Origin of the sequence: [Clostridium] clostridioforme AGR2157 (assembly GCF_000424325.1) — a bacterium.
Lineage (GTDB): Bacteria > Bacillota > Clostridia > Lachnospirales > Lachnospiraceae > Enterocloster > Enterocloster clostridioformis_A.
Map to the genome: position 1 here is coordinate 45,811 of NZ_AUJR01000036.1, position 11,589 is coordinate 57,399.

Consider the following 11,589-nt stretch of genomic DNA (forward strand, 5'->3'; position numbering starts at 1 on the left):
AATATGATGTAAGTTCAGCCGAGCGGCGCCGGGAACATCCCGGCGCTGTTTTCTTCTTTTCACACATTTTGTGAAGTCTTAGAAAGTCAGGAAAAGGTAAAAGCATTTTTACATTGTCCCTGCACATATACTGGATAGATAAGGATGTGAAATAAGCGAGGGAAAACAGGGTGAAGCTGATAAATAAGTCAAAAATCCTGGCAGCTGTCTGCATAGCGGACCTTTTGCTGCTAGGCGGCCTTATCCATGCGGTAAGGGGGGAAATGCCGGCCCATGTGTCCGCTGACAAGGGCTCCTGGGTCAGGGAGGGAGGGGATACCCTGGACCGGGTCAAGGGGCTGGAAGGGAAATTTGTGGCTCTGACCTTTGACGACGGACCAAATGAGGATTACACGGAAAAACTGCTGGACGGGCTGAAAGAGCGAAATGTCCGGGCATCCTTTTTCCTTATGGGACAGAACATAGTGGGAAACGAGAAAATCGTAAAGCGCATGAAGGCAGAGGGGCATTTGATTGGAAACCACAGCTACAGCCATGTGCAGCTCACAAAGGCCGGCTCTGAAAAGGTCTGCCAGGCCGTGGACAGAACCAGCCGGATGATAGAAGGGATTACGGGAGAGCGGCCCCAGTATATGCGCCCGCCCTATGGGGACTGGAATGAGGAGCTGGAGTGCAGGGTCGGCATGACCACCGTTCTATGGTCCGTGGACTCGCTGGACTGGAAACTGCGCAATACCAACCGTGTTGTGAAACGCGTGCTAAAGGAGGTGGAGAACGGGGATATCATATTGATGCATGATATTTTTCCCACTTCTGTGGAAGCAGCCCTGGAAATCGTTGACACGCTCACGAAGCGGGGCTATACTTTTGTTACGGTGGATGAACTGCTGATTGACTGAGGAGAATACAGATATGGATTTATTTGATTATATGAGAGAAAAGGATATGGAGAAGGAGTCGCCTCTGGCATCCAGGCTCCGTCCAAGGACCCTGGACGAGGTGGTGGGGCAGCAGCATATTGTGGGAAAGGATAAGCTGCTGTACCGGGCCATACAGGCGGATAAGCTGGGGTCTATTATTTTTTACGGACCTCCGGGAACCGGTAAGACAACCCTGGCCAAGGTCATTGCCAATACTACCAGTGCGGATTTCAGGCAGATTAACGCCACGGTGGCAGGAAAAAAGGACATGGAGGAAGTGGTGAAGGAGGCCAAGGACAACATTGGCATGTATGGAAGGAAGACCATACTGTTCGTGGATGAGATCCACCGATTTAATAAAGGACAGCAGGATTACCTTCTGCCCTTTGTGGAGGACGGGACGCTGATACTGATAGGGGCCACTACGGAGAATCCTTATTTTGAGGTAAACGGAGCGCTTCTTTCCAGGTCCAGGATATTTGAGCTTAAGCCCCTGGAAAAGGACGATGTCAAGGAGCTGATCCGCAGGGCGGTTTATGACAGGGAACGTGGAATGGGCATTTACGATGCCGACATTGACGAGGATGCCGCTGATTTCCTGGCGGACACGGCCAACGGGGATGCGAGGGCCGCGTTAAATGCCGTGGAGCTGGGGGTACTGACCACTGCAAAGGGACCGGACGGGCGGATTCACATTGATATGGCAGTGGCCCAGGAATGCATTCAGAAAAGGGCTGTCCGGTATGACAAGAACGGGGACAACCACTATGATACCATATCCGCGTTTATTAAAAGCATGCGCGGGTCGGACCCGGACGCGGCCGTGTATTATCTGGCGCGGATGCTGTACGCGGGGGAAGACATCAAGTTCATAGCCAGAAGAATTATGATATGCGCTGCGGAGGATGTGGGAAATGCGGACCCTCAGGCCCTCGTGGTGGCGGTAAACGCAGCCCAGGCCGCAGAGCGCATCGGACTTCCCGAGGCCAATATCATCCTTTCACAGGCAGTGACCTATGTGGCCACGGCGCCAAAGAGCAACGCAGCCTGTATGGCGGTACAGAAGGCCATGGAAGCGGTGAGGAATGAACGGACCATGCCTGTGCCTGTCCATCTGCAGGACAAGCATTATAAGGGAGCGGAAAAGCTGGGGCATGGGGCAGGCTACCGGTATGCCCACGACTATCCCAAGCATTATGTGCAGCAGCAGTATCTGCCTGACGGAATGGAGGGAACCGTATTTTACGAACCTTCTGACAATGGTTACGAGAAACAGATAAGTTCGCATATGAAATGGCTTAAAAGCTGAATTTCTCAAATTTTAACTTTACAATCTCTGATATTCGTGTATATAATAGGGCTATACATAGATTGGCTGGCAGTTTTCTTGATACTGCCGGCAGTCTGTTAGTCCCTGAGCAATTCCCAAATCTGGAATAAACCCCGAATTTGAATGAACAGAAGATAATATGAACTTAGACAGAAGGCATACACCGGCTCATTTTGCGGGTGAAGAATTCAATTTAATAAGGAGAGATACTATGCGTGAAAAACTGCAGACCCTGCCTCTTTCAGAACTAAAGGAAATGGCCAAGAGCCGTGGAATTAAGGGCATCAGCTCATTGAGAAAGGCAGAAATCATTGATTTGCTCTGCGATGAGGCGGAGAAAAACCCGGAAGTAAAGCCGGCGGAGATAAAACGGGAAGAAAAGGCTGAAACGCCCCGCAGCCAGGATATGCCCCGGAGCCAGGAAACGTCTCGGAGCCAGGAATCCTACCGTTCCCAGGACCAGTCCCATGCCCCTGAGCGTAACCAGTCAAGGAGCCAGGATTATCAGGAAAACCGGAATGACAGCAGAGGAACGGATAACCGCCGCCCTGTTTCAAGAGGGTACGACAACAAGTATACGCAGAACAGGACCCAGTCTCCCAAACCCCATGGAAACAGCAGTATGAATAACAGCATGGGACAGAACAGCGCGCCTTCCCAGAGTGAGGGAGAGCGTTTTACCAGAGCGGACAATAGGAGTGACGCAATCGGCCTATCCAGCCAGGATATGGCTGAGTTAGACAGCGGGATTGAGGCAAACGGCATACTGGAAGTCATGCCGGACGGATTTGGATTCATCCGTTGTGAAAATTTCCTTCCAGGTGAAAACGACGTCTATGTGGCGCCATCCCAAATCCGCCGTTTCAATCTGAAAACAGGAGATATAATAGTGGGAAACCGCAGGGTGAAGTCTGCAACAGAGAAGTTTGCGGCCCTGCTCTACATCAAGACGGTGAACGGCTATCCGTTAAGCGCCACGGAGACAAGGCCCAACTTTGAGGACCTGACACCAATCTTCCCCAACAGGCGCCTTCACATGGAAACACCTGGCGAGAGGAATACAATGGCCATGCGTGTCCTGGATCTTCTGGCTCCCATTGGCAAGGGACAGCGTGGCATGATTGTATCCCCGCCAAAGGCAGGCAAGACCACACTGTTAAAGCAGGTAGCAAAGGCAGTCACAACCAATAATCCGGACATGCATCTGATGATCCTTCTGATCGACGAGCGCCCTGAGGAGGTTACGGACATAAAAGAAGCCATTGTGGGCCCCAATGTAGAGGTCATCTACTCTACCTTTGACGAGCTGCCTGACCGTCATAAGAGGGTATCCGAGATGGTGATTGAGCGGGCCAAGCGTCTGGTGGAGCACGGACGTGACGTTATCATCCTGCTGGACAGCATTACCAGGCTGGCAAGGGCATACAACCTGACGGTCGCGCCCAGCGGCCGTACATTATCCGGCGGTCTGGATCCGGTGGCCCTTCATATGCCAAAGCGTTTCTTCGGCGCAGCCAGAAATATGCGCGAGGGCGGAAGCCTGACCGTTCTGGCCACTGCTCTGGTGGAGACGGGAAGCCGTATGGATGATGTTGTGTATGAGGAATTTAAGGGCACCGGCAATATGGAGCTGGTGCTTGACAGGAAACTGTCTGAGAAACGTATCTTCCCGGCCATCGACATATTGAAGTCCGGTACCAGAAGGGATGATCTCCTGCTGTCTAAGGAGGAAGCCGAGGCAGTGGATATCATCCGCAAAGCCACCAATTCCCTGAAACCCGAGGACGCAGTGGAAAAGATACTTGACCTTTTCGCAAGGACCAGGAATAACAGGGAATTTGTGGAGAATGCCAAGCGGATACGTTTCTTTTAGGAATATCAGGCTATGTCCTTTCGTTCCTTCAAAAGGTCGCGGATTTCAGCCAGAAGTTCTTCCTGTGTGGGCCCAGCCGGTGCAGGTGCCTCTTCCTTGACTTCTTCTTCATGGCGTAACCGGCTGCTGATGACGGCAACTGTCTTAATCATAAAGAACATGCACACGCCGATAATGAGAAAATCCAATATATTTTGCAGGAAGCTGCCATAGAGTATGGCGGCTTCTTCTACTTCTGCCCCGTTTATCGTGGCCGCGGGATGGATGACATATTTGAGTGTGTTGAAGCTTGCGCCGCCGGTCAGGGCGCCCAGTAGGGGCATCAGGATGTCATTGACAAGGGAAGTCACAATCTTGCTGAAAGCGCCGCCGATAATGACGCCCACAGCCATGTCGATGATGTTTCCTTTGAGGATAAATGCCTTGAATTCTTTCATTACGCTGTTAATGTTGTTCATTGGTAAAGCCTCCTGTCATTTGTGATGACTTAAGTTTACACGAAATGTCCTTAATCTTCAAGAGACAGGAGCCGGATAGGTGAGATTTCCCGGCTTTACATTGGCTGTGGCGGGTGCTAAAATAAACTGGACATAGAGCAAACGGTATTTAACAATCGAGGTATGAATCATGGAGACAAAAAGAATTATTATAGAAGACAGGAATCATATAAAGGATGAGGAACTGAGGGAGGCAGCCGGTATACTGCGTTCTGGGGGCCTGGTGGCATTTCCCACGGAAACCGTATACGGTCTGGGCGGCAATGCACTGGACGAGGACGCGGCGAGGAAAATTTATGCCGCAAAAGGGAGGCCTTCCGATAATCCTCTTATTGCCCATGTCTCCTGCATGGAGGAGGTTGCGCCTCTTGTAAAGGAGATACCGGAGGCAGGGAGGAAGCTGATGGAGGCTTTCTGGCCGGGTCCCCTGACCATGATATTTCCCAAGAGTGACAAGGTCCCCTGCGGCACAACCGGCGGGCTGGATACCGTGGCAATCCGGATGCCGGACGACCCGGTGGCAAACCGGCTCATCGCCCTGGCCGGAGTACCTGTGGCCGCGCCCAGCGCCAACACATCTGGCCGTCCAAGTCCCACTACGGCCGACCATGTATGGCAGGATATGAACGGCAGGATTGAGATGATTATAGACGGGGGTCCCGTGGGAATCGGGGTGGAGTCCACCATAGTGGATGTTTCATCCGCAGTGCCGGCTGTTCTGAGGCCCGGGGCCATCACCATGGAAATGCTTGAGGAGGTGCTGGGGGAGGTGAGCGTGGACCCGGCTATCCTGGGCCCTCTTTCTGCGGATGTCAGGCCAAAGGCGCCGGGAATGAAGTATAAGCACTATGCCCCCAAGGCTGACCTTACACTGGTGGAGCCGAATGCTGAAACGGACTGGAAGACCGGAACAGATCGGAAGCACGGAACAGACCGGGAGAACGGAACAGACTGGAAGAATGGAACAGACCGGAACACGGGCGCGGACCCGGAAAATGGATTGGATGAGAGACAGCTTCAGGCCATGATTCGCAAGGTGCAGGAGCTCTCCCATGAGAAGATTGAGGCCGGATACAAGGTGGGAGTCATCTGTACGGACGAGTCCAGGGATTGCTATACAGACGGCGCGGTGCGCAGCATCGGCGCAAGAAAAAGCCAGGCATCCGTGGCCCATAATCTTTACGCTTTGCTCAGGGAATTTGATGATTTGGGAGTGGATTACATATTTTCGGAGAGCTTTCCGAAGGATCACCTGGGGCAGGCCATCATGAACCGGCTTTCCAAGGCGGCGGGATATAAGATTGTAAAGGTGTAATGCATCAGGCAGGAGGAAACATGGAAAAACAGACCTTAGGGGAGATTGCTTCCCAAAAGCTTTTTGAGATGATACAAAAGGACGGCTATACGGCCGGAGATAAGCTTCCCACGGAAGCCGAGCTGGTGGAACTTCTGGGGGTTGGCCGCAACACGGTGCGGGAAGCTCTTAGAATCCTCATGTCCAGAAATATCGTCACCATACGCCAGGGTTCAGGCACCTTTATTTCAGATAAAAACGGTGTATCCGATGATCCCCTGGGGTTTGCCATGATAGAGGACCGAAGAAAACTGACAGAGGACCTGATCCAGGTGCGTGTCATGCTGGAACCGCCCATTGCGGCCCTGGCAGCCCAGAACGCTGAGAAGGAGGATATCCGCGAGCTGGAGGACATACTTCTGGGGCTGGAGGAACAGATGATGCACAGGGAGGACTATTCGGACAAGGATTCGCAGTTTCACGCCCAGATTGCAAATTGTTCCCATAATCTGGTCATGACCAACCTGGTGCCGGTAATCACAGACGGCGTCCGTGTGTTTGCCGGCGCTGTCCAGGAAACAGAGTATGAGCAGACGCTTAAATCCCATCGCAGGATATTTGAGGCTATCCGGGACAGGAAACCTGTGGAGGCGCAGCAGGCTATGTATTTCCACCTGATGTATAATGACAACCGGTATAAAGGCGAAATGCGGGAAGAGAAGCAGGGGGATGAGAGTTGAGGAATAGCGGGAAATAAGTAATAGTGGAAAGTATGGAATAGAATTGAGGCTGGGGGCGCTGTGGTTATGGCTCTCAAAATAACTCACCATAAAAAGGACCGGTTATCCGGTCTTTTTTTTGCACTTTTGTTAGCAGGTTTTTGTGCTTGTTTTCAGATAAGGATAACTTTTGTGGCGGAATGAAAATAGAAAAATATTCATCCTATAAATATTTTCGTTTTCTTCGATTTTGTATTGACTATACCCGCCGAATATGGTAAAAATAAAATATATTCATAGGATGAATTTTTGCAATTATCCTTTAGGAGGAAAGCGGCATGAAACAACTGTATGATGTAATCATTATCGGCGGCGGCGTGGTGGGCAGCGCCATTGCCAGGGAAATGTCCAGATACCGTCTGAAAATAGGCGTATTGGAAAAGAACCTGGATGTTTGTTATGAGACCAGCGGCAGGAATTCCGGTGTGGTCCATGGCGGGTTTGCCTATGACACAGGCTCGTTGAAGGCCAGGCTCTGTGTGGAAGGCAATCAATTCATGGGACAACTGGCAGAGGAGCTGGATTTTAAGTTCATCCGCTGCGGTAAGGTTTTGGTGGGCAATACGGCGGAGGACATGGAAACCCTGAAACGGACCATAAGGCAGGGGGAGGAAAATGGGGCTTCAGGACTGGAGCTCATCGGAAAGGAGCGGCTCCATCAACTGGTTCCTGCTGTGGTAGGGGAATTTGCCATGTTTTCGGCGAACAGCGGAATTGTGGACCCATTCAATTATACCATAGCCCTGGCGGAGAATGCCCATGCCAACGGGGCAGCGTATTATTTTGACCATGAAGTGACAGGAATACGGCGGGACAGCGAGGGCAATTATATTCTTACGACGCCAAAGGGTGAATTTTACACCCGGTGGGTGGTGAACAGTGCGGGACTGGGCTGCGGTAAAATATCCGATATGCTGGGTATCCGCGGATATAAGGTGATTGGTTCCAAGGGTGATTACATTATTCTGGACAAGCGCACAGGTCCTCTTCTTCCCATGCCTGTATATCCGGTTCCCAGCAACACATACATGGGAATCCATGTGACCAACACTACAGACGGCAATGTCATTATTGGTCCCAACGCGGAGATGGTAACAGATTTTACATACTATGGTGTCCCCCAGGAAAATATGGATTACCTGGCTAAGAGCTCAGACCTGTGGCCATGTATCCATAAAAAGGATTATATCCGCAACTATTCCGGTATTCTGCCTAAATGGGTGGATGAGAACGGGGTTATACAGGATTTTAAGATAGAGATAAGGGATGACATTGCGCCCCGCGCCATTAATCTGGTGGGCATCGAGTCTCCAGGGCTTACTGCGGCAGTCCCCATTGCCCGTCATGCAATCAGCCTTATGGAAGAAAGGGAGAAGCTGACGCCGAATCCAGAGTTTAATCCTGTGAGAAAAGGAATTCCTCATTTTGCCGGGATGACTAAAGAAGAGCAGGAGCAGATGATAAGGCAGAATCCTGATTACGGCCAGGTCGTCTGCCGATGCGAAAAGGTAACCAGGGCGGAAATCCTGGCAGCCATCCATAATCCATTGGGAGTTGACACCATGGCAGGGGTCAAATACAGGACCCGTTCCATGATGGGGCGGTGCCAGGGAGGATACTGCCAGATGCGTATTGCGCAGATGATAGAAGAGGAATTGGGAAAAAAGGAAACAGAAGTAAGGTATGCCAGAAAAGATTCACAGATGTTTTTCGGCAGAGTACGGGAGGAGGCGTAGGGAATGGAAATGGACGTACTCATTGTGGGCGGCGGACCGGCGGGACTGGCTGCGGCTGTCCGGTTATACAGGAAGGGAATACATAACATATTGATTGTGGAACGGGAAAAACAGTTGGGAGGAATACTCAGGCAGTGCATTCATGACGGTTTTGGACTGACCCGTTTTAAAACCACATTGAGCGGGCCGGAATATGCCCAGAGATTTATCGATGAGGTGGAGGAATTAGGAATTCCTTATATCACGGACGCGACTGTGCTGGAGGTGGCAGAAGACAGGACTGTCACAGCAGCAACCCGCCAGGGGCTTAAGGTGTGGAAGGCCAAGTCCGTCATCCTTACCATGGGATGCAGGGAGCGCACCAGAGGCGCTTTGGGAATCCCGGGTGAGCGTCCTGCCGGTGTGTTTACGGCTGGGGTTGCCCAGGCTTATATTAACCTTTACAATGCAATGCCTGCAAAGGAAGTGGTCATCCTGGGCTCCGGCGACATCGGCATGATTATGGCCCGCAGGCTTACGCTGGAAGGCGCCCATGTCCAGGCCGTGTTTGAGATCCAGCCATATCCCAGCGGCCTGCCCCGCAATGTGGAGCAGTGCCTGAATGATTACGGCATTCCGCTGTACCTGAGCCATACGGTAACGGCTGTCCACGGGGACAACCGCCTGACAGGCGTCACGGTGTCCCGGGTGGATGAACACTTAAGACCCATTCCGGGAACAGAAAAGGAATACAAGTGTGATACCCTGATACTTTCCGTGGGCCTGATTCCCGAAAATGAACTTTCTCTGGACGCTGGCGTGACCCTGGATGACAGGACAAAAGGCGCTGTGGTGGATGAACATTTCCAGACGGATGTGGCGGGAATCTTTGCCGCGGGAAACGTGCTCCACGTCCATGATTTAGTGGACTTTGTTTCCATGGAAGCAGAGAGCTTGGCGGATTCAGCCGCGGAATATGTGCAGAAGGGATGCCTGGCCCCCTGTCCCATCGATATAGGAACAGACAGCCATATTAACCATACCGTTCCCCAGAGAGTGAGCGGCACCAGGGATTTTAAGCTGTCCCTGAGGGTAAACAGTCCCTTGAAGGAATGCCGCATTGAGGTAAGGCAGGACGGAATATTGGTGGCATCCAGGAAAATGAAGAAGGCGATACCGGCCGAGATGATTGAACTTGCCGTTAAGGCAGATAAACTGGTGTCCCTGAGCCGGCTGGAGGTGAGCGCTGAATGTTGAGAGAATATACATGTATTATCTGCCCCAACGGATGTGATATAAGGGCGCAGATTGAAGAGAGGGAAGACGGAACCAGACGGATTTGCTCCGTGGAGGGCGCCGCATGCCCAAAGGGCAGGGCGTATGTGGAACAGGAATTGACGAACCCCCAGAGAAATATTGCCACATCTGTATTGGTAAAGGGCGGTATACTCCCCCTGGCCAGCGTGAGGCTGACAAACCCCATACCCCGGGACCGGATTTTTGATGCAATGGGTGAGATAAAGAAATGTACCCTGACCGCCCCTGTGAAAGCGGGAACCGTTGTTATACCGCATTTGCTGGGGTATGACGCGGATGTAATTGTGACTAAGTCAGTGCCGGAAAATGGATGCAGGCAAAGTTCGGACTGATGAAAAAATAAAGAAGAGTCTGTTATTGTTTTATGCACTTTTTTTTTCAATCCCCAGGAATTTTCCTGACAAACTAATTGTAACATATAAGTAATTAATGACACTCCTGGTAAATTATGCTATTCTTGTTTTAAGAAGTTATCGTGTTACAGGGTGTGTTGGCCTCATTCTAATGGGGGTGATGCCAATGAAAAATCATTTTGATTTTAAGGATATGATGACCTTTGGTCTATTCCTTTTGGCATTATTTACATTCGTTTTTACGTTTTGTAAGAAGCTACATAGAAAAACCACCCTGATACTTGGCAGTTAAGAGGGTGGTATTTCTATCTTCATATTCAGCTAACCCCTTGTGGGCGGTTGTTTCTTTTATGTTTATATAATAGCAGATTTTGGTAATTTATTCAAGGTTTTTCTAATATTGAGTTTCGGTTTACCAATGATGGTTCTGTAATCAATACAATAATAAAGCGTATTTAAGTGGTACAATGTCTGCTCTTTACAATGAACAACACTACTCAGTAAAGGCCAATATACTCAAAAAAATCCTTAAGCCGATGGGCAGTCTGCTATATAAAGTTTTTTAAAATTACTAAATTCCGAACTCCTTAAACAACTGTTCCTGATAAGTCCTATCCGATGCTGCCCGGATGATATCATCCGCCCTACCTGCATCTGCCAGCTTCATATTCAGCGCATTTGCGCGCCCCAGCCCCTGCTGAACGCCTTTTTCTATTCCTTTCTCCACACCGTCCTCAAACAGCATTTTGCCTAAAACAGTCATTCCGATCCTCTCCTTTATCATCTTTAATTCATCTCTGTCCAAAAATTTTACTGCCAGCGCATATAGTACTGACTGCATTCTTTTTCGCTCATCATCCCCTGCTTTGAGTTCCTTACACTGAAGAAACTCCATGCCCTGGTAAATCCGCTGGCTCATCTCCATCTTTCCCGACATCAAAGGGGTCAAAAGCAGAGGAAATACATCATGGCGTCTCAGGGTCTTGCCCCGGTTGATTTTCCGCCTCAGCTTTTCAAAGACCTTGTCCGCATTCCTGTCCCTTAGCCGAACCACCTCTACTCTGTATACGTTCATTCCGTTGACCAGTTCCTTTTTCAGGATTTTCACCCGGGATGTACATATTACAGTTGTGGTGACCGGAACATCATATGTAAGCCCTATGTAAGCCTCATATTCCCGGAACCGTCTCAAGTCTTTCTCCCGTATGCTGTCGCTCTCAAATTCCAGATGTCTCCACGAACCGTCCTTCATGATGAAATTAAAGTCTTCTTCCAGCCTTCGCATCTCCAGATGGACATGCTCTGTAGGTGCCACGCAGGCAATCCGGCCCTTTATACCAGCATAGGGAAGCAAATCCTCCCCGAAAAACTGTGCCGCTGTCTTCATTACCTTGTCCTCCAGCTGGCTGAACCCGCTGGCCCCTGCTGATTCCTGTTCACGCAGGTATTCTTTTCCCATACAGCCTCCTGTTCCGGCAAGCCATATAAGAACCTATCCCCATTATAGCGTT

General features: G+C 50.5%; 10 protein-coding genes. 8 read left to right on the forward strand and 2 right to left on the reverse strand.

Going from position 1 to position 11,589, the window contains the following annotated elements; genetic code table 11:
- The first annotated feature begins 170 nt into the window (after positions 1-170).
- The 3 genes from G614_RS0115685 to rho all read left to right on the forward strand — a co-directional run bounded on the left by G614_RS0115685 (position 171) and on the right by rho (position 4,123).
- Positions 171-899, forward strand: a complete 729-nt coding sequence (locus G614_RS0115685; RefSeq protein ID WP_027642715.1) for a polysaccharide deacetylase family protein — start codon at positions 171-173, stop codon at positions 897-899.
- 13 nt (positions 900-912) lie between these two features.
- Positions 913-2,229: a replication-associated recombination protein A gene (locus tag G614_RS0115690; protein ID WP_027642716.1), complete on the forward strand. Its 1,317-nt coding sequence runs from the start codon at positions 913-915 to the stop codon at positions 2,227-2,229.
- Between the two features lie 232 nt (positions 2,230-2,461).
- Entirely contained in the window at positions 2,462-4,123 is a 1,662-nt protein-coding gene (rho, locus tag G614_RS0115695) for a transcription termination factor Rho (protein ID WP_027642717.1), read from the forward strand.
- A 5-nt stretch (positions 4,124-4,128) separates the two neighbouring features.
- Here the strand turns inward: rho and mscL are convergent, their stop codons facing one another.
- A complete protein-coding gene (gene mscL, locus G614_RS0115700; RefSeq protein WP_044917948.1) occupies positions 4,129-4,581 on the reverse strand; it encodes a large-conductance mechanosensitive channel protein MscL in 453 nt (150 codons plus the stop codon).
- A gap of 169 nt (positions 4,582-4,750) precedes the next feature.
- Here mscL and G614_RS0115705 point away from each other — a divergent pair, with 169 nt between their 5' ends.
- From G614_RS0115705 to G614_RS0115725, 5 genes are all read left to right on the forward strand, one after another.
- A complete protein-coding gene (locus G614_RS0115705; protein ID WP_027642719.1) occupies positions 4,751-5,935 on the forward strand; it encodes an L-threonylcarbamoyladenylate synthase in 1,185 nt (394 codons plus the stop codon).
- A gap of 20 nt (positions 5,936-5,955) precedes the next feature.
- Positions 5,956-6,654 carry a FadR/GntR family transcriptional regulator gene (locus G614_RS0115710; protein WP_027642720.1) on the forward strand — a complete coding sequence of 233 codons (699 nt, stop codon included), beginning with the start codon at positions 5,956-5,958 and terminating at the stop codon, positions 6,652-6,654.
- 317 nt (positions 6,655-6,971) lie between these two features.
- Positions 6,972-8,429, forward strand: coding sequence for an NAD(P)/FAD-dependent oxidoreductase (locus G614_RS0115715; RefSeq protein ID WP_027642721.1), 1,458 nt, complete (start codon positions 6,972-6,974; stop codon positions 8,427-8,429).
- Positions 8,430-8,432: 3 nt separating this feature from the next.
- Positions 8,433-9,665, forward strand: coding sequence for an NAD(P)/FAD-dependent oxidoreductase (locus G614_RS0115720; RefSeq protein ID WP_027642722.1), 1,233 nt, complete (start codon positions 8,433-8,435; stop codon positions 9,663-9,665).
- On the forward strand, positions 9,659-10,057 hold the full coding sequence (locus G614_RS0115725) for a DUF1667 domain-containing protein (RefSeq protein ID WP_027642723.1): 399 nt from the start codon (positions 9,659-9,661) through the stop codon (positions 10,055-10,057). Before G614_RS0115720 ends, G614_RS0115725 begins: the two co-directional genes overlap by 7 nt.
- A gap of 592 nt (positions 10,058-10,649) precedes the next feature.
- Here G614_RS0115725 and G614_RS32180 read toward each other — a convergent pair.
- Positions 10,650-11,537, reverse strand: coding sequence for a hypothetical protein (locus tag G614_RS32180; protein WP_027642724.1), 888 nt, complete (start codon positions 11,535-11,537; stop codon positions 10,650-10,652).
- Between the last annotated feature and the right edge of the window lie 52 nt (positions 11,538-11,589).